The sequence below is a fragment of the Cellulomonas gilvus ATCC 13127 genome, from assembly GCF_000218545.1.
Classification (GTDB): domain Bacteria; phylum Actinomycetota; class Actinomycetes; order Actinomycetales; family Cellulomonadaceae; genus Cellulomonas; species Cellulomonas gilvus.
This window is the reverse complement of sequence record NC_015671.1, coordinates 3161692-3179750: the sequence shown is the minus strand read 5'-3', so window position 1 is coordinate 3179750 and position 18059 is coordinate 3161692. Positions and strand designations below refer to the sequence as shown.

The window sequence follows — 18059 nt, the reverse complement described above, 5'->3', positions numbered from 1 at the left end:
CGGACACCCGGTCCCAGGATGAGCGGACACCGCCGTGCGGCCTCGCGCCCGCGTGCCTGGCGAGAGGAGCGGCCCGTGGCCGAGGAGCTGCAGTCCCCCATCCGGCAGGGCGCGCACGACATCGCGGTCGAGCGTGAGCGGGTGCGGCGCCGGCGGGTGTACCGGCTCGCGGGCGCCGTCCTGGCGATCGAGGCGTGGGTGATCACCGCGGCGCTCGCGGGGTGGCCCCTGTTCCCGCGTCTGCCGCACGTGGACCCGTTCCTGCTGACGATCGTCGTGTTCTTCGTCGCGATGCTCCTGATCGTGGTGCTGACCACGTTCGGCACGTCCCGCTCGCCGCACCTGACGTACCGGCCCGAGCAGGTGGACGTGCGCCTCGACGACGTGATCGGCATCGACCCGGTCAAGGAGGACGTGCGGCGCTCGATCGACCTGTTCCAGACGCACCGCCGGTTCGCCGACCAGATGGGTGGGACCCCGCGCCGCGGCCTGCTGTTCGAGGGGCTGCCGGGCACGGGCAAGACCATGACCGCCAAGGCCATGGCGGCCGAGGCGGGGGTCCCGTTCCTGTTCGTCTCGGCGACGTCGTTCCAGTCGATGTACTACGGCGCGACCGCGCGCCGGATCCGCTCCTACTTCAAGGCGCTGCGCGCCACGGCCCGCCGCGAGGGCGGCGCGATCGGCTTCATCGAGGAGATCGACGCGATCGCGCTGCGCCGTGGCGGGATGCTCGCGGGCGCACCCGCGTACGGGCCGTCGGCCGCCAGCGCATGCGTGTCGTCGTCCTCCGCGCGGCTGCCCGGCCTGCGGGGCACGACGACGAACGCGGTGATCTCCGAGGGCACGGGCGGCGTGGTCAACGAGCTCCTGGTGCAGATGCAGTCGTTCGACGAGCCCACGGGCGTGGACAAGCTCTACAACCGGGTGGTCGCCGCGATCAACCTGCTGCTGCCGGCGCACCGCCAGATCATGCAGCGCCGTCCCGGCCGCGCACCGATCCTGCTGATCGCGGCGACCAACCGCGCCGACTCCCTCGACCCGGCGCTGCTGCGCCCGGGCCGGTTCGACCGGCACCTGACGTTCTCCACGCCCGACGCGCACGGCCGCCGCGCGCTCGTCGACCACTTCCTGACGAGGCGCTCGCACGAGGTGGGCCTGGACGACCCGGCGCTGCGGGACCGGATCGCGGCCGCCACCAACGGCTGGACGCCCGTGATGATCGAGCACCTGCTGGACGAGGCGCTGGTCAACGCGCTGCGCCGGGGTGCGACCACGATGTCCTTCCAGGACGTGGAGCAGGCGCGCATCACGGAGATGGTGGGGATCGGCCAGCCCGTGCGCTACACCGAGGCCGAGCAGCGCCTGATCGCGACGCACGAGGCCGGGCACGCCACGGTCGCGTGGCTCGTGGCGCCCAACCGCACGCTCGAGGTGCTGACGATCATCCGCCGCGGTGACGCGCTCGGGCTGCTCGCGCACGGCGACTGCGAGGAGGTGTGGACGCACTCGCAGTACGACCTGCAGGCGCTCGTGCAGATCTCGATGGGCGGCTGGGTGGCGGAGGAGCTGTTCTTCGGGCAGACGACGACCGGGCCCGCCTCCGACCTCGCGGCGGCCACGCGCACGGCGGCGCAGATGGTGGGTGCGGCGGGCATGACGGGTTCGCTCGTCTCGTTCCTGGCGGCCGACCGTGACCTGGTGAGCTGCGTGCTGGCGGACTCCGCGGCGCGCGAACAGCTCGAGGGGGTGCTGGACGACGCGCGCAGCACGGTGCGCCGCCTGCTGTCCCGCAACCGGCACCTGGTCGAGGCGCTGCGCGACGCGCTGCTGGACCGGCACGAACTCATCGGCCCCGAGATCACGGACGTGCTCGAGCGGGCCGCGGCGCTGGCCGAGGCCCGCGCGGCCCGGCCCGCGCTCGCGTCCGCCGTGGCCTCGCGCGTGGGGGAGAAGCCCGCCGCATGAGCACCACCGTGCCCCAGGACGTGCCGACCGGCCCGGCGTGCCCGTGCGCCGAGGCCGACCCGCGCCCCACCGAGCCGTGCGACTGTCCCCCGCCCGCGGAGCCCTCAGCGGTGCGGTGCCGCCCCCTGGTCCGGCGCCCGCCTGCCGCCGTGGTGACCGGCGCGCGACGCGTCCGGGGCACCACCCGACCCGCTCCGCTGGGGCCGCGCTTCACCCGCCCGTGACGTAGCCTGCGACGCGTGCCCGAAGGTCACACCGTCCACCGCATCGCCCGCCAGCTGGAGCTCGACCTCGTCGGCCGGGCGCTGCGCGTGACCTCGCCCCAGGGCCGGTTCGCGGCGGGAGCCGCACGCCTGGACGGTCAGGTGCTGCTCGAGTCCACCGCGGTGGGCAAGCACCTGTTCCTCACGTTCGCCTCGGGTGACGTGCTGCGCGTGCACCTGGGCCTGTACGGCGCCTGGGACTTCCACGGCCGGCTGACGCCCGTGACCACGGGTGAGCTCGCCTGGGGCTCGATGGGTGCGCCACGTCTGCGCCGCGTGCTGCGCATGGGCGAGGACGAGCGCGAGGGCCCGGCCGACGAGGGCGGGCTGGTCGCGCAGTTCCCGCCGGACCCCGTCGGTCAGGTGCGTGTGCGGCTCGCGTCGCAGGAGACGGTCGCGGACCTGCGCGGCCCGTCGGCGTGCGAGGTGCTCGACCCCGCGGGTGCCGCCGCCGCGGTCGAGCGGCTGGGGCCGGACCCGGCGACGCTCACCGACGACGACGAGCGTGCCGCGGCGGGCCGCGAGATGGTGCGGCGTCTGCGCGCGCGCTCGGTCGCCGTGGGTCAGCTGCTCATGGACCAGGCCGTGGTCGCGGGGATCGGCAACATCTACCGCGCCGAGCTGCTGTTCCGCGCGCGCCTGGACCCGCGCACGCCCGGCCGCCAGGTCCCGGTGCGGACCGCGACCGCGCTGTGGGAGGACTGGGCGACGCTCCTGGCCACGGGCATCGCCGAGGGCATGATCATCACGCGCGACGACCTGACGCCCGACGAGCGCCGGGCCGCCGCCACGGACACCAGGCTCCGGCACTGGGTGTACCACCGCGCGGGTGAGCCCTGCCGCGTGTGCGGCACGCCCGTGCTGGTCGAGGACATGGCCGCCCGCAAGCTCTACCGCTGCCCGACGTGCCAGCGCCGACCCCGCACCACCACGAGGAAGACATGACCATGCAGCTGCGCATCTTCACCGAGCCCCAGCAGGGCGCCACGTACGACGACCTGCTCGCGGTCGCCCAGGCCACCGAGGAGCTGGGCTTCGACGCCTTCTTCCGCTCCGACCACTACCTGGCCATGGGCGGCACGGGGCTGCCCGGCCCCACCGACGCGTGGACCACGCTCGCGGGCCTGGCCCGGGAGACGTCCCGCATCCGGCTCGGCACGCTCGTCTCGTCGGTCACCTACCGCTACCCGGGCATCCTGGCGATCCAGGTGGCACAGGTGGACCAGATGTCCGGCGGCCGCGTGGAGCTGGGCCTGGGCACGGGCTGGTTCGAGGCCGAGCACACCGCGTACGGCATCCCGTTCCCGCGCAAGCGGTTCGACCTGCTCGAGGAGCAGCTCGAGATCGTCACGGGTCTGTGGGGCACGCCTCTGGGGGAGACGTACTCGCACACCGGCGCGCACTACACGCTCACGGACTCGCCGGCGCTGCCCAAGCCGGTCCAGCAGGCGCGGGGCCGCGCGGGTGTGCCCGTGATCGTCGGCGGCAACGGCCCCCGCAGGACGCCCGCGCTCGCGGCCCGGTACGCGAGCGAGTTCAACCTCGCGTTCCCGGAGCTGGACACGGTCGCGGACAAGTTCGCGGGTGTGCGCAGCGCGTGCGAGCAGATCGACCGGCCCGCCGACGAGCTGGTCCTCTCGGCCGCGTTCGTGCTGTGCGTGGGCCGCGACGAGGCCGAGTTCCGGCGCCGCGCGCAGGCGATCGGCCGCGAGCCCGACGAGCTGCGCGAGCACGGCCTGGCTGGCACGCCCGGCGAGGTGGCGGAGCGGCTGCGGTGGCTGGGGGAGCAGGGCGCCACGCGCACGTACCTGCAGGTGCTGGACCTGGCGGACCTGGACCACCTGGCGCTGGTCGCCGAGGAGGTCGTCCCTCAGCTGACCTGAGCCTCCGGCCGGGGCTCGGCCGGGATCGCGCGCGCGGGCGCCGCGGTGCGCACGTCCCGCACCAGGTCACGGACCACCAGGACGGTGAGGACCACGAGCGCGACGTTGCGGGCGGCGAGCACCAGCACCATGCCGGTGCCGCCGCCCGTGATGTCCGCGTAGCCCCACGGGAACACCAGCTGCGTCACGCCCGCGATGCCCGCCACCAGGCATGCGGTGGTCCGCCACCGGGGCAGGCGCAGCGCGAGCGCGACCGCGACCGGCGGCGCGATCCACCCGACGTACTGCGGCGAGCCCACCTTGTTGAGCACGATCAGCAGCAGGCTGACCAGGAGCGCGCCGCGCATCAGCACCTGGGCGCGCACGGTCGCGTCGGTCCACAACCGGTCACCGAGGCGGCGCGTGCACCACCACAGCAGCGCGGCCGCGGCGGCCAGCCCCAGGTAGAACAGCGCGCCCAGCGCGTCCGCGACCGCCTGCGTGCCGGTGCCGTGCACCTCCCACGTCACGAGCTCCGCGTTGAGCTCGATCCGCAGGTCGGGCCGCCAGGTGCTCGCCAGCACCCACGGCGTGGCACCCACCGCCTCGATCTGCAGCCCGCGGCCGTCCTGCTGGTCGAGGAAGGACGTGAGGTGCGCGGCGCCGCCGCCGGCCGCGACCCCCAGCACGACGACCGCGGAGACGGTCGCCGCGGCCGCCACCACCTCGGCCTTGCGCCGCACGACGAGGACCAGCGGGAGCAGCAGCGCGCCGGGCGCGACCTTGACCCACGCGCCGAACGTCAGCAGCGCCGAGGCCACGGCGGGGTGCCGCAATGCGAGGACGAGCGCGCCGACCACGATCGGTGCGACGGCGCCGTCCAGCCGCCCGATCGCGACGGGGCCCAGCAGCGCGATGAACGCGATCCACCACCAGGCGCCCGCCTGCGTCCGCGCCACCTGCCGGTGGCCGATCACGCGTGGCGCGTGCAGCAGCGCGAGCACGCCCGCCGCGTTGAAGGCGGTGAGCCACAGCGTCCACGCGAGGGCGTAGCCGTGTCCGTACCCGGTGCCGCCGACGCCCGCGGCGAGCATCGGCACCAGCGCGCCGACCGGGTACACCCACGGCCCGTCCAGCACGGGCCACACGCCCTGGTGCAGGCCCTGCCACACCCACCACCGGTACAGGTCGATGTCCCAGAACGTCTCACTGGGCTTCCACCACACGCCCACGACCAGGATCCAGCCGTGCACCAGGAGGAACGCGCACCACAGGGCCAGCGGCGATCGCAGCAACCGGTTCAGCGGGGCCTCCGTGATGGCGGGCCCCGGGGTGGGGCGGCGGTCAGGTCAGGTGCGCGGCGGGACGGGCGGCAGGACGACGCCCGACTGCGGACCCGCCGCCGGGTACACGGGCGGACGCTCGGCCGCCAGCGTCTCGTCGATCTCGTCGTCCTTCGACTCGTCGGTTGCCGGCGGCGCCGTGGGTGCTGTCGCCACCACCGGGTCCGGGACGCCGCCCGGAACCGCGTCCGCGGCCGTGGGCGGGACGTTGGTCTCGTCGTGATCGGACATCGTGACCTCCGAGGTCGGGTCGGACGTTACCCGAACGACCTTGCCACCGGGAGAACTCCCGTGCGCGCCGAGCGGGACCGCTACTGTCCGTTCTCGGGACGGGCGAGGGGCCGACGAGCGCCCCCCCGAGCCCCCAGCGAGCGACCGGCGACGGCCGGGGTACGGAGGAGCACGTGACGCAGCCGAGCACGACGAAGGACGCCACCCAGGGCAGCCGGTTCGGGTGGACGGTGCACGGCGACGGCAGGCGGATCACGCCCGGGCAGGTGGTCTCGCCCGGCGAGCGGCTCGCATGGCCGCGGACCATCGGCATCGGCCTGCAGCACGTGGTCGCGATGTTCGGGGCCACGTTCCTGGTGCCGTTGATCACCGGGTTCTCGGCGCAGACCACGCTGTTCTTCTCCGCGATCGGCACGCTCGGCTTCCTGCTCATCACCGGCAACCGCGTGCCCAGCTACCTGGGCTCGAGCTTCGCGTTCATCGTCCCCATCGCCGCCGCGAAGGCCTCAGGCGGTCAGTCCGTCGCCGTCGGCGGCATCCTGCTGACCGGTCTGCTGCTCGCGGTGGTCGGCCTGGTGGTGCACCTGGCCGGGACGCGGTGGATCGACGCCGTCATGCCGCCGGTGGTCACGGGCGCGATCGTCGCGCTCATCGGCCTGAACCTGGCGCCGGTCGCGTGGGGCGTGGACGAGACCAGCGGGTTCCGCGCCGCACCCGTCACGGCCATGTGCACGCTCGGCGCGATCCTGCTCAGCGCGGTCCTGTTCCGCGGCATGCTGGGCCGCCTCTCGATCCTGGTGGGCGTCGCGTTCGGCTACGTCGTCGCACTCATCCGCGGCGAGGTGGACTTCGCGGAGCTCGACAAGGCCGCGTGGGTGGGCCTGCCCGAGTTCGTCACGCCGAGCATCGACTTCAACGTGCTCGCGCTGTTCCTGCCCGTGGTGTTCGTGCTCGTCGCGGAGAACGTGGGCCACCTCAAGTCCGTCGCCGCGATGACCGGCACGAGTCTGGACCCGATGACCGGCCGCGCACTGCTGGCCGACGGCGTCGCCACCACCCTGGCGGGCCTGGGCGGCGGTTCGGGCACCACGACGTACGCCGAGAACATCGGTGTCATGGCCGCGACGCGCGTCTACTCCACGGCCGCGTACTGGGTGGCCGGGCTCGCCGCGCTCGTGCTGTCCATGTCGCCCAAGTTCGGGGCTGCCGTCGGCACCGTCCCGCCCGGGGTGATCGGCGGTGCGGCCACGCTGCTCTACGGCATGATCGGCCTGCTCGGCGCGCGCATCTGGATCCAGAACCGCATCGACTTCTCCGACCCCGTGAACCTCATGCCGGCCGCGGTCGCCCTGGTCGTCGGCATCGCCGACTTCACCTGGACCCCGGGTGACCTGACGTTCAAGGGCATCGCGCTCGGCACGGCGTGCGCCATCGGGATCTACCACCTCATGCGGGTGGTGGCCCGGTGGCGCGGCACCACGCACGAGCCCGCCTCGCCGGCCTCCGCGCCGGGTGGCGACGAGCACGCCGTGGTCGAGGGCGCCGCGCACTGACGACGCGCCGCCTCGTCGGACGGGAGCTCAGTCCGACGAGGCGGACTTCGTCGGCTTCGGGGCGGTCGTCGCGGTCGGCTTGAGGTCAGCGAGCGGCGTGCACCCCTTGGGCGCGACCAGCGGCTCCTTGGCGTCGAGCTTGACCTCGTCGACCGGGATCAGCGCCGTGTACTCGGTGCCCACCGTCACGTCGACCGTGGCGTCCTTGCGCGCGTCGAGCTTGAGCTGGGCGCCCGGGATGTGCGCCGCGACCGTGTACGCGGCCGCGATGCCCTTGCGGCCGAACGTGACCAGCGCCGTGCCCTCGAACTCGGGCTGGTTCGCGGTCTTGCCCTCCTTGAAGCCGCGGTCGGTGAACGACGCGAGCGTCTTCGCCGCCAGACCGCCGGTCTTGGTGGAGTTGTAGACGTTGACCGTGATCTTGCCGTACGAGACCGGGCGCGCACCCTCCGGCGGGCACGGGTACGAGCGGACCACGGGGGTGGGGGTCGGGCTGGCCGAGAACTCCTCCTCGACGAACGGCAGGCTCAGGCTCCCGGTGTAGACGGCCGCGGCGCCCAGGCCGACCACCGCAAGGGTCGCCAGCAGGACGCCGAACACCACGGCCTGACGTTCGTGCATGTGGCGCCGGCGCAGCGCGCGGGCGCGGTCCGCGTCGCTCACTCGATCACCAGCACACGTGCGTGCAGCACCGGCCGCTGGTGCAGCGCGGCCCGCACCGCGCGGTGCAGGCCGTCCTCGAGGTACATCACGCCTCGGTACTGCACCACGTGCGCGAACAGGTCGCCGTAGAACGTCGAGTCCTCCGCGAGCAGGTTCCCCAGGTCCAGCGTCCGCTTCGTGGTCACCAGCTCGTCGAGCCGGACCTGGCGCGGCGGGACCTCGGCCCACTGCTTCGTCGTCTCGAGCCCGTGGTCCGGGTAGGGCCTGCCCTCGCCCACCGCCTTGAAGATCACGGAGGCCACTCTAGAGGGCGCCGCGCCGTGCGTTCCCGGGCCGCGCCGGGCATGGACGCGCGCGCGTCACGGCGTGCCCGAGCCCGTCGGGTCCAGCGGCGTCAGCCATCCCTGCCCGTCCCGGTCCATCTGCACCTCGATGCGGACGAAGCTCCGATCGCCCCGGTCGTCCTCGACGATCCCCTCGCACGTCAGCACGTGGACCTTGATGCCCGCGCCCGGCCGCTGCACCGTGGCGCGCTCGTCGTCGACCGGCGCCAGGTCCATCGACGCCACCGGCCGCTCCCCGGGTCCCGGGTCCTCGACGCTCAGGCGCGTCCAGTCGTCCTCGACCCGCTCGCAGGACTGCGCGTCGACCGCCTCGCGGAAGGCGTCGACCTTCTGCTGGTTGAGGAACACGGGGATGGCGATGGCCGCAAGGATCCCGACGACGAACAGCACCCCCAGGACGCTCAGGGTGATCACCAGTGCCGTCATGCCGGCCGACCGGCGCCGCGGTGCCGCCGCGAGCGCCGCACCCGGGCCACCGGGCGCCGCGGGTGCCACGTGTGCGGTCCAGACGGTCCCGTCGAACCAGCGCACCAGGTCAGGGCGCTGCGGATCGGGGTACCAACCGGGGGTGGGGGCGTTCATGAGGCCTCTCCGTCGCGCTGCTCGTCGGGTCCGCCCGCAGAGCCGGCGTCCACTGACTACTCGGCAGGTCCGGTCCGCGGGTTGAGCCCGGCCAGGCGCACGAGCGGCTCAGGAACGACGAACGGCGGGCCCCCGAGGGGACCCGCCGTTCGTCGAGACTGTCCGAGCGTGGCTCGGGACGGTCAGAGGGGGTGGATGTTCGAGGCCTGCGGGCCCTTCTGGCCCTCGGTGATCTCGAACTCGACCTTCTGGTTCTCCTCCAGCGAGCGGAAGCCGCTCGACTGGATGGCTGAGTAGTGGGCGAAGACGTCCGGTCCGCCGTCGTCGGGCGCGATGAAGCCGAACCCCTTCTCGGCGTTGAACCACTTCACGGTGCCAGTTGCCATGTGGCCGATCACTTTCTTGCGGCGGGACGACCCCGGCGGTGCCGGGACCGGTGATCACGGTGGTCGTCGTCCGGGCCGCGCCGACCGGAGGCCGGGGCGGTGATACGCGATGCACTGCGACTACGGCGCCACCGTACCGGGCGAAGCGCCCGCCGTGGAGGCCTCACCCACAGATTGTCTGCCTGGTGGGACGCCGCACCCGCTCAGCCGAACCGCGTCCAGCGCCCCTCCGAGACCACCTCGACCGTCCCGTCCACCACCGTGATCGCGGTCTGCTCGTCGATCGCGTACGCCGGGCCGCCGATCTGCGCCGCCCACCGCTGTGCCGCCTCGAGCGTGTTGGAGGGGAACGCGTCCAGGTGCGGGAAGATCGAGAAGTCGACCACGCTCAGTGCGGAGTCGTCCGGTGCGGCGGGCCACGCGACGAACGACGTCCCGATGCGCGGCGTCATCACCATGCTCCCCGCGCTCACGCCCACCCAGACCGTGTCCGTCAAGGACGGCAGCAGCGCCGCCAGTCCCGACTCGCGCACCCAGTGGCTCAGGTACGTCGCATCGCCCCCGTCCACCAGGAGCACGTCGGCCTCGCGCACCCACGGCACCCACCGCTCGGCGCCGATCGTCGGCAGCGCGGTGAGCTCCAGCACCCCGAGCGACGCCCACCCCAGCCCCGCGAGGTGCGGGGACCCGGCCCCCGCCGCCACCAGGCGGCGCACCGACGCAGGCCCGCACATCGGGTGGCCCCACTGCGCGGTCGGCACCACGAGCGCCGCGGACTCCTCGACGGGCTTGCCGAGCATCTGCACCAGCGCCGCACGGATGCTGGCGTTGGTGACGCCGCCGGACGTCAGCAGGAGCTTCACCGCGCCGTCCCGTGCCTCGTCAGGCGGGTCATGACTCGAGCACGCCGCGCACGTAGGCCGCCTGCCCCGCGTGCTCCAGCACGTCCGCCAGGATGCTGACCAGCCGCACGCCGCGCGTCACCGGCGGGTCCCACGCCTCGTCGACCACCTCGTCCAGGTCCTCGTCGGACAGCGTGGCCACGTACGCGAGCGTGGCCGCGGTTGCGTCGTGCAGGTAGCCCAGCAGGTCCGCCGGGCTCGCGACCACGCGCGCCGCCTCGTCGGGGCTCTGGCCGTAACCGTTGGCCTCGTCGTCGAACGGCAGCCCGAACCGCTGCGCCCACCCGCGAGCCGTCCACACCTGCTCGGTGCCCGCGAGCGGCGCGACCTGCGCGTCCTGCACGCGCGCGATGTGCCACACCAGCCACGCCACCGTGTTCGCCTCGCGCCCGACCCGCCGGGTCAGCAGCGCCTCGTCGGCGCCCTCCACCACCGACCGGACCAGGCCCTCGATCCGGCCGAAGCCGTCCGCCAGGACGTCCTTGCTGCGCACGTGCCGCTCCTCACGTCGGGACTCCCGACGCTACGACGCCCCGCCCACACCCGCTCGGTCCCCGCCCCGGCCGCGGAGGCGCCGGACCGCCTCGACGCCGCCGGCCACCACCACGGCGACCCCGACCCCCACGAACGCGACCGCACCCGCCAGCGCGCCGACGAGCGTGGCCCCGCCCCCGCCCAGCGCCGCACCCACCCACGCGCCCCCGCCGACGAGGACCACGAACACCACGAGCGTGCCCAGCCCGAGCGCGAGGTCCTCCAGGACGCTGCGTGCCATGTCCCGCGGGAGCGCGCGCGCCTCGCGCCGCACCTCCTGCCCGAACGCCTCCCGGAACGCGGCGGCTGGTCCCTGCGGCTCGGGTGGGTTGCTCATAAGCCGAGCGTCCCACGGCTCGCGCGCGGACGAGCAGCTGAGGTCAACCGGTCCTGAGGGTGCGCGTGGCTACGAGCGATCCTGACGAACGCGCGACGTCGAGCCGGATCTTGAGCTTCGGCTTGCGGGGGCTGCCGTCCGGCTGACGCCCCTGCGCCATCACGGTGAACTCGCCCCGGAGCCTCGCGGACTCGAGCGACTCCATGGTCGGCAGGTGGAACGCGTCGAGGCGCTGCGGCACGAATCCTGACTTGAGCGCGCGCGACCGGTCGTGCGCCGGCCCTGCCCCCCGCTGCTCACGATGCCATGCGTCGAACGCTGCGCTGTGCGAGTAGTCGGCGACGCCGCTGAGCACGATGAACCCCAGCCCGCCAGGCTCGGCGAGCCCTGCCTCGATCGCGTCGAGGTCGTTGAGGATCGCCGCGTCGTCGCGGTGGACGCTGTGCGCCTTGAGATCCCAGGTCGAGTGCAGGGCGTAGTCGAACGAGGTGTTGCGAACCCGTCGTGGCCCGCCCCCGTAGGCGTTGACCAGCGCGGCGATGCCGATGTACTCGAAGTACCAGCCCGTCCACTCGGTCTGTCGCCAGTGGCGGAACTCGGCGTCGCGCATGGCCTCGACACAGGTGCGGCCGTCCCACGCTGTGTCGATGGCATCGGCCAGCGCCACCAGCAGCGCCGCGGCCTCGTCGGCCGGTGTGGAGAACGCGTCGGCGGCGCTCTGCCCCAGCAGCCCCAGGCGTCTCTCGGCCGCCGCGAGGAGCGCGTTGAGCCCGTCGAGGGTGATGGTGTGGCCCGTGGACCAGTGGCGATCGTGCCATCGAGCGCCGAGCCGCGCGGCGATGGCGGCGCCGAGAGCGACCTTGTTCTGCGCGGTGTCCACGTCGAGCCCGAGCCCGGCTGCGAGATCGACGAGGACCGACTTGCGCTCCTTGCTGCCCGGGCCGAGGACCTGTGGGCCGCTCCGCGTGAGCGCGGAGATGCGGTTGACCGCCTCGAGCTTGCTCCGCGCGTGCTGGAAGCCGCCGAACTCGAGCTGCCCCGCGAGCAAGTCCTCGGGTGTGGACAAGAACGCCCGCCGGTGGAGCTCGAACGTCGCCGCCTCGAGCAGCGTGTTCAGGCCGTACAAGGTGATGGTCGAGCCGCTCGACCACGCAGCCGGCGGCCAGTCGGCGCCGAGCGCGCCCGCGACCTGGGCACCGAGCGCCGGCTTGGCCGCTTGCGAGTCAACCGGCAGGTCCAGCCGCCTCGCGAGCTCGACCAGGACCGATTTCTTCTCGGTGCTGCCCGGGCCCAGCGCTTCCGGTGTGACCCCCGCGAGAGCGTAGATCCGCGCGACGGCCTCCGCCTTGGACGCGGCGGGCAGGAACGGCTCGGTCGGGACCATCAGCCGGAGGCTAGCGGGTGGCGAGGATCTCCCGGAGCCGCTGGTCGGGTGAGCTCGGGGCGTCGAGGACCGCCTGGACGATCCGCTGCCCTGCGGCGGTGCGCTTGAGGATCTCCTCGTCGCGCGCCACGTGGGCCTTCAGCACGTTCCAGACAGCCCCGACGTTGACACCGTTCCCGAGCTGCCGGTAGGTCGCGGACGCCGGCTGGGTGCCGAACGTGAACTCGTCAGGCAGTCCCTGGAGGCGTGCGGCCTCGCGAGGGCTCAGGCGACGCTCACGCGGTCCGATGATCGAGGTCTGGGTGATAGCGACGAGCGCGGGGAGGTACGTGGGCCGCTTGGCACGGATGCCCGAGGGTCGGAGGTGCATCACGGTGTCCCACAGACGCGGGGTGTCCTGCGCCTGCCACTCCAGCTTGCGGCGGGAGGGCGGGAAGGCGTCGGTGAACACCCCCCACTTCTCGGCCCACTGGTCGATGACCCTTCGATGAGCGTCGTAGAACGCGGCGTTCTTGACCAGGAAGTCCCGCTTCCACGAGGCGGTCTCCTCGGCGCGGATCAGTTCCGCCAGCTCGGCCGCCTTCGCCGCCGTCGTCGGCCAGGCGTCCGCCCACAGCGGGAAGCCCGGCAGGCGGCGGCCCTCGCGCTGCTCCCACATCAGCTGGACGAAGTCGTCCCAGGCGTCGATCCACAGCTTCTCCGCGACCGAGAGGTCGCAACCTCGCACGTGATGGTCCTCGTCGAGGAAGTCGTCGAGCGACCACTCGGTGCTCGGGTCGAAGCCGCCGACGCGGGTACGAGGCGAGACGACCGGCTCGGCCGCGATCGCGGAACCGATGCCGTCGGGGTCGTAGGTCGCGGTGATGAAGACGCGCTCGCGAACCTGAGGGCGGCCCCCGTGCTCTGGCGGGATCTGGTGCGGAGAGAAGACGGCAGGAGTCTCGGAGAGGCGGTACCCCTCGTCGCGCAACGTCTCGACGATGACCTGCCACTCGTGCCGGTGGCGCGGCCCGGCGAGGTTGCGCACGTTCTCGAGGAGCACGACCGACGGATGGTGCGCCTGGACGATGTTGAGGATGTTCCAGTACAGCGTGCCGCGCGTCTCGTCCATCCCTCGCTGCGCGCCCGACTTCGAGAAGGGCTGGCACGGGAACCCGGCGGCGAGCACGTCGTGGGCAGGCACGTTCATGACGGAGTCGGTCGCGTCCTGCGTGATGTCACCGAGCGGGCTGTGGCCCCAGTTGAGCTCGTAGACCTTCGCGGCGGCCCGGTCGATCTCGACCGAGTACACGCCCTTGCCGCCGAACGCGGTCAGGGCGGCCGCGAACCCTCCGATTCCGGCGAACAGATCGACGAAGCGGAACGCGGGCTCGGTGGGCATGCACGAAGCTTAGAACTCCCGTTCGAGCTGCACAAGCTCCACCGCGTGTCGCCGCGCGTGTCGGTCACCGCCCGGATGCGGGCGCTGAGGCACGCGGGCCAGCATGGGCTGGTGACCCCGACGTTCCACGTCCCCGCCCACCCTGGTGCGGCGGATGCGTCGGTGTCGCGACGGATGAGCCGGCTGCGACGCAAGGACAACGAGGCGGAGCTCGCGGTTCGCCGTGTCCTCCACGCTGCGGGGTACCGGTATCGCGTGCACCACCCGGTGCCCGGGCAGAGGAGGCGAACGATCGACATCGCCTTCACGCGCGCCAAGGTCGCTGTCTTCATCGACGGCTGCTTCTGGCACGGGTGCCCGGCGCACGGAACCCAACCGAGGTCCAACGCGGCGTGGTGGGTCGCCAAGCTGGCGGCGAACCAGGCGCGCGACGAGGACACCACGCACTGGCTGGAAGCGGATGGCTGGCTGGTGGTGCGCATCTGGGAGCACGATGACCCTCGGGGTGCCGCCGGCTCGGTTGCCGCTGTTCTCCGGGGCAGGCGGTAGTCGATCACTCAGGCCGGCGCGTCCGTGGACGGTCCTCGCCCCACAGTCCGGCCGCCGTATTGGACACGCGCGGCGTCGGCGACGACTAGCCTGAACTGCGACCACACACGGAGGGGCGTCCGATCACCGATGGCGACACCGCTCCGCAGATGGCAGGAAGACGCCCTGGCCAAGTGGCTCACAAGGCGTCGAGGCGTAGCGAGCGTCGTGACGGGGGCGGGGAAGACCCGCTTCGCGCTTGCCTGCATGTCGGTCGCCCGAACGGCAGACCCCGCAATCCGCGTCCTGATCGTGGTCCCGACGCTGGCGCTAGTTGACCAGTGGCTGACTGTGATGCAGGCGGACGGCACCATCGGCCGCAGCGACCTCGCGGTTCATCGCGATGGGCGAGTCTCGGACCACGTGGCAACATTCCACGTTGCGACCGTCAATACCGCACGGGTAGCGACCCAGAGGCTCACAGCCAGCGGTCGATGGATGATCGTCGCCGATGAGTGCCACCGCTACGCCTCTCCTTCGAACCGCACGGCGATCGACGCCGAGTGGTCCGCAAGCCTCGGGCTCTCAGCCACGCCCAGCCGCGAGTACGACCAGTGGTTCGAGGAGTTCGTTGAGCCGGCGATTGGACCAGTCTTCTACGAGTACGGCTATGCCGACGCGGCGTCCGACGGCGTCCTGGCGCCCTTCCGGCTGACGAACTACTCCGTGCCGCTCACTCCAAGCGAAGAAGACCAGTACACACGGCTCACGAAGCGGATCGCCGCCCTTAGCGCGGACGAGATTGCGAACAGCGAGGCGATTAGGCGAGGACTTGTCGCGCGATCGCGAGTGACTCAGGGCGCGCGCGCGCGCATACCTGCGGCAGTCGCGATCATGTCGCGACACCTGGGCGAGCGCTCATTGGTCTTCCACGAGAAGGTCGCCGCGGCGGAGGAGATCGCTGGACGCCTCATGGACGCGGGGCATCGAGTCGCCACCTACCACTCCCAGATGTCGCCAGCGCAGTCCCTGAGGAGCCTGCTCTTGTTTCGGACAGGACAGGCCGACGTTCTCGTATCGTGCAGAGCGCTTGACGAAGGGCTCGACGTCCCGAACGCCACTTTTGGGCTTGTGTGCGCCTCTTCTGCGAGCACTCGCCAGCGAGTCCAGCGACTGGGCCGGCTCCTGCGCCCAAGTCCTGGCAAGACAGTCGCCGAGGTGGCCACCATCTTCGCAACCCAAACCGAGCGTGACCGCCTTGCGGCGGAAGAGCGCCGACTCGAAGGGCTAGCGGACGTGACGTGGTTTGAGGTGAGTTTCAGGTGACCACATTCGCGACAGAGACCGAAGCCTTCTATCCGATCCGCCTACGAGAAGGGGAGTTCGAGGCACTCGTGCCGCGCTTCGTGCAGCGGCTGTCGGAACGCTGGCTCTGGGCCGACTGGAAGCCACTCCTTGACGGTCCGGCGGGACGCGTGAGGCCTGACATTGCGCTCATCTCGAAGGACTGCTCGCGGTGGTGCGTGGTCGAGGTTGAACTCGCAAGCCACCCTGAGTCGCACTTTCGCGGCCAGTTCGAAGCACTGGAGGCCGCGTACTACGACACACACCTTCTGCGGGGCCTGAGTGCCGCGTTTCCCTCGCTCGCGCCGTCCGACATCGAGCGCCTTCTCCGCGAGGAGCCCCCGACCCTGCTCTGCGTCGCAGACGACCTCAGCGAGTCGCTCCGCATAGCGTGCCGAGACTTCGGCTTCGAACTGGCGGTCGGAACCCCGTACAGATCGGGCAGCGGCTCATACGCGATTGAGTGGCGGCGCGTGCCCTCCAGCCTGATGGAGAAGCGAGGACCCTCTGGCGTCGAGTACTTACTCCGACTCGCGCCTGAGCGCCTTGGCGGTCGGCAGCGTGGGACATTGCCCCGCGGTTTCCCGAACATTAAGGACTTCAGCCTGCGTGTTGGCCAGACGATGTATCCGACACGAGTGTTCGATCTCACCACGGCGCGTGCGATCTACCTGCCAAAAGGCGCCGTCCAAGTCCAAGGAAGGCCATTGGTCATCCGCCCGATTGATCCCGCCCAAGCCCTTTACGAACTGCTGAATGGAGAGGTGCTCGGATGACTGACATCGCATCACCCACAGTCGACATCCGCCCGGACAGCGACATATATGGGACGTACCGTCGGCTGTCGTACCGGCCGTGGTTCGCCATCGCCGAGTTCGTGGATAACGCGACTCAGAACTTTGCGGCACACCGCGCGGCGATCGACGAGGCCGCCGGCCAGCCGACGGTCCTGTGCGTCGACCTCTTCTACGATCGTGACGCGGGAACGCTCGACGTCGTGGACAACGCCATGGGTATGAACCTCGATGAGTTCAGCCGTGCTCTCCAGCTTGCGAAGCCACCGGCAGACACCAGCGGTCGGTCGGAGTTCGGGATGGGCCTTAAAACGGCGGCATGCTGGCTGGGCCCGCGCTGGCGTGTCATTAGTAAGCGACTCGGCGAGACGGTCGAGTACTCGGCGGTGGTGGACGTAGCGCAGCTCAAGGCCGACAAGCCGACCTCGCTGGCGATCCGGACTGTCGACGGCCGCGATCCAGCGCAGCACTACACGCGTGTGCAGGTCGAGGGCCTCCTTGAGTATGACCGCGTGTTCGTTGGCCGGACTCTTGGCAAGATCAAGAGAGAGATCGCGTCGATCTACCGACGCGATCTGCTCGACGGTCGGGTCGTCATCACGTTCAATGGGGAACGCCTGGAGTGGGTGGAGCCAGAGTTGCTCACCGAGCAGGTTGGTGACGAGACCATCGAGTGGCGACGCGAGATCGACATCACCATCGGCGGCAAGCCGGTTGGTGGCTGGATCGGCCTGCTCGCACGAGGCAAGGCCGCCGACGCTGGCTTCCACCTCTTCAGGCGCGACCGGCTGATCCAGGGCGGGCCACCGAACGGATGGAAGCCTTGGGAGATCTTCGGCTCTCCCAACTCGTTCCAGGCTCAGCGGCTGGTCGGTGAGCTCGACTTTGACGCATGGCGCGTCAGCCACACCAAGGACGCCATCGACTGGTCCGGCGCCGACGAGCACGAACTCCTCGAGGCGCTGAAGGATGTCTGTTCCGACTACATCAGCAAGGCGCGCGAGTCCCGACGATCGGACGTCAGGCCCGCGCTCAGTCGCGCAGCCGCTGAATCCGTCGTCGAACAGACACGTGAGGAGCTGGAGGACAACGACGAACTCGGCGCCGAGATAACGATCGTCGAAGCCGGCATCGTTCCGGCCGCGGACGAGGCCGAGAGCGAGCTCGTCAGTGACTTGCTCGATGGCCTCGGTGGGGACCTGATCCCCATTACCTTCGGTAATACGAACTTCCCGACGATGTCGCTGGGCCTCGTCGATGACAGTCACCCAAGCGAGCCGCTCGTGCACGTCGGGTTCCCGGCTGGCGACAAACTCGCGCTCGTTCTGAACTTGCGGCATCCGTTCGTGGCCGAGTTGGTTGGGAACGACGAGGGCGCCCTCAAGGTGCTTGTTTACATGCTCTACGTGGATGCACTCGTCGAACGCGTCTCCCGCAAGGACGCTCTGCTTACGCCTGCGCAGCTGCGAAAGATCAAGGATGGCTTCTTGCGAACACTCAAGCCGCTCGACTGACGCTGCCGATGCCAGTGAGTCGCCCTGGCTCATTGGGTCTCTGGGTGTGCGCCCGGTTCCGTGGAGTCGGCTTGGCTACGGTGATCGGTTGTCTCTTCTCGAACTCTATGGGTCCGATCCAGCCGGGGAGGATTGTCGACGCAGCATGC

General features: G+C 71.4%; 19 protein-coding genes. 8 read left to right on the top strand and 11 right to left on the bottom strand.

Going from position 1 to position 18059, the window contains the following annotated elements; genetic code table 11:
* Positions 1-75 precede the first annotated feature (75 nt).
* The 3 genes from CELGI_RS14530 (at position 76) to CELGI_RS14520 (ending at position 4111) form a co-directional block, all read left to right on the top strand.
* The gene (locus CELGI_RS14530) at positions 76-1965 is read left to right on the top strand and encodes an AAA family ATPase (RefSeq protein WP_013884892.1); all 1890 of its coding nucleotides are present in this window, start codon (positions 76-78) and stop codon (positions 1963-1965) included.
* Positions 1966-2204: 239 nt separating this feature from the next.
* Positions 2205-3173: an Fpg/Nei family DNA glycosylase gene (locus CELGI_RS14525; RefSeq protein WP_013884891.1), complete on the top strand. Its 969-nt coding sequence runs from the start codon at positions 2205-2207 to the stop codon at positions 3171-3173.
* Positions 3174-3175: 2 nt separating this feature from the next.
* Positions 3176-4111 (top strand): LLM class F420-dependent oxidoreductase, encoded by a 936-nt coding sequence (locus CELGI_RS14520; protein ID WP_013884890.1) that lies wholly within the window; start codon positions 3176-3178, stop codon positions 4109-4111.
* On the opposite strand, the gene CELGI_RS14515 is transcribed toward CELGI_RS14520, so the two are convergent.
* Both CELGI_RS14515 and CELGI_RS14510 read right to left on the bottom strand, forming a co-directional pair.
* Entirely contained in the window at positions 4099-5385 is a 1287-nt protein-coding gene (locus tag CELGI_RS14515; protein ID WP_013884889.1) for a glycosyltransferase 87 family protein, read from the bottom strand. The two genes, CELGI_RS14520 and CELGI_RS14515, sit on opposite strands and share 13 nt — an antisense overlap.
* A 54-nt stretch (positions 5386-5439) precedes the next feature.
* Positions 5440-5664 (bottom strand): hypothetical protein, encoded by a 225-nt coding sequence (locus CELGI_RS14510; protein ID WP_013884888.1) that lies wholly within the window; start codon positions 5662-5664, stop codon positions 5440-5442.
* 173 nt (positions 5665-5837) lie between these two features.
* Between CELGI_RS14510 and CELGI_RS14505 the strand changes: the two genes are divergently transcribed.
* Positions 5838-7217 carry a uracil-xanthine permease family protein gene (locus CELGI_RS14505; RefSeq protein WP_013884887.1) on the top strand — a complete coding sequence of 460 codons (1380 nt, stop codon included), beginning with the start codon at positions 5838-5840 and terminating at the stop codon, positions 7215-7217.
* 27 nt (positions 7218-7244) lie between these two features.
* Here the strand turns inward: CELGI_RS14505 and CELGI_RS14500 are convergent, their stop codons facing one another.
* The 9 genes from CELGI_RS14500 to CELGI_RS14460 all read right to left on the bottom strand — a co-directional run bounded on the left by CELGI_RS14500 (position 7245) and on the right by CELGI_RS14460 (position 13730).
* Complete coding sequence (locus CELGI_RS14500; protein ID WP_013884886.1) at positions 7245-7880, bottom strand: LytR C-terminal domain-containing protein; 636 nt, start codon at positions 7878-7880, stop codon at positions 7245-7247.
* Complete coding sequence (locus tag CELGI_RS14495; protein WP_013884885.1) at positions 7877-8173, bottom strand: type II toxin-antitoxin system VapB family antitoxin; 297 nt, start codon at positions 8171-8173, stop codon at positions 7877-7879. The genes CELGI_RS14500 and CELGI_RS14495 overlap by 4 nt, the downstream gene beginning before the upstream one ends.
* A 66-nt stretch (positions 8174-8239) precedes the next feature.
* The gene (locus tag CELGI_RS14490; protein ID WP_013884884.1) at positions 8240-8806 is read right to left on the bottom strand and encodes a DUF2510 domain-containing protein; all 567 of its coding nucleotides are present in this window, start codon (positions 8804-8806) and stop codon (positions 8240-8242) included.
* Between the two features lie 182 nt (positions 8807-8988).
* The gene (gene cspE / locus CELGI_RS14485) at positions 8989-9192 is read right to left on the bottom strand and encodes a transcription antiterminator/RNA stability regulator CspE (protein ID WP_013884883.1); all 204 of its coding nucleotides are present in this window, start codon (positions 9190-9192) and stop codon (positions 8989-8991) included.
* 203 nt (positions 9193-9395) lie between these two features.
* Positions 9396-10055: a Type 1 glutamine amidotransferase-like domain-containing protein gene (locus CELGI_RS14480; RefSeq protein WP_013884882.1), complete on the bottom strand. Its 660-nt coding sequence runs from the start codon at positions 10053-10055 to the stop codon at positions 9396-9398.
* Between the two features lie 28 nt (positions 10056-10083).
* A complete protein-coding gene (locus CELGI_RS14475; RefSeq protein WP_013884881.1) occupies positions 10084-10587 on the bottom strand; it encodes a mycothiol transferase in 504 nt (167 codons plus the stop codon).
* 30 nt (positions 10588-10617) lie between these two features.
* On the bottom strand, positions 10618-10965 hold the full coding sequence (locus CELGI_RS14470) for a hypothetical protein (RefSeq protein ID WP_013884880.1): 348 nt from the start codon (positions 10963-10965) through the stop codon (positions 10618-10620).
* 43 nt (positions 10966-11008) lie between these two features.
* Entirely contained in the window at positions 11009-12349 is a 1341-nt protein-coding gene (locus CELGI_RS14465; protein WP_013884879.1) for a hypothetical protein, read from the bottom strand.
* Positions 12350-12359: 10 nt separating this feature from the next.
* Positions 12360-13730, bottom strand: a complete 1371-nt coding sequence (locus CELGI_RS14460; RefSeq protein WP_013884878.1) for a DNA cytosine methyltransferase — start codon at positions 13728-13730, stop codon at positions 12360-12362.
* A 111-nt stretch (positions 13731-13841) separates the two neighbouring features.
* On the opposite strand from CELGI_RS14460, the gene CELGI_RS14455 reads away from it, so the two are divergent.
* From CELGI_RS14455 to CELGI_RS14440, 4 genes are all read left to right on the top strand, one after another.
* Positions 13842-14279: a very short patch repair endonuclease gene (locus tag CELGI_RS14455; RefSeq protein ID WP_245528114.1), complete on the top strand. Its 438-nt coding sequence runs from the start codon at positions 13842-13844 to the stop codon at positions 14277-14279.
* A gap of 129 nt (positions 14280-14408) precedes the next feature.
* Entirely contained in the window at positions 14409-15584 is a 1176-nt protein-coding gene (locus tag CELGI_RS14450) for a DEAD/DEAH box helicase (RefSeq protein ID WP_013884876.1), read from the top strand.
* Entirely contained in the window at positions 15581-16378 is a 798-nt protein-coding gene (locus CELGI_RS14445; RefSeq protein ID WP_013884875.1) for a hypothetical protein, read from the top strand. The genes CELGI_RS14450 and CELGI_RS14445 overlap by 4 nt, the downstream gene beginning before the upstream one ends.
* Complete coding sequence (locus CELGI_RS14440; RefSeq protein WP_013884874.1) at positions 16375-17910, top strand: ATP-binding protein; 1536 nt, start codon at positions 16375-16377, stop codon at positions 17908-17910. Before CELGI_RS14445 ends, CELGI_RS14440 begins: the two co-directional genes overlap by 4 nt.
* Positions 17911-18059 lie beyond the last annotated feature (149 nt).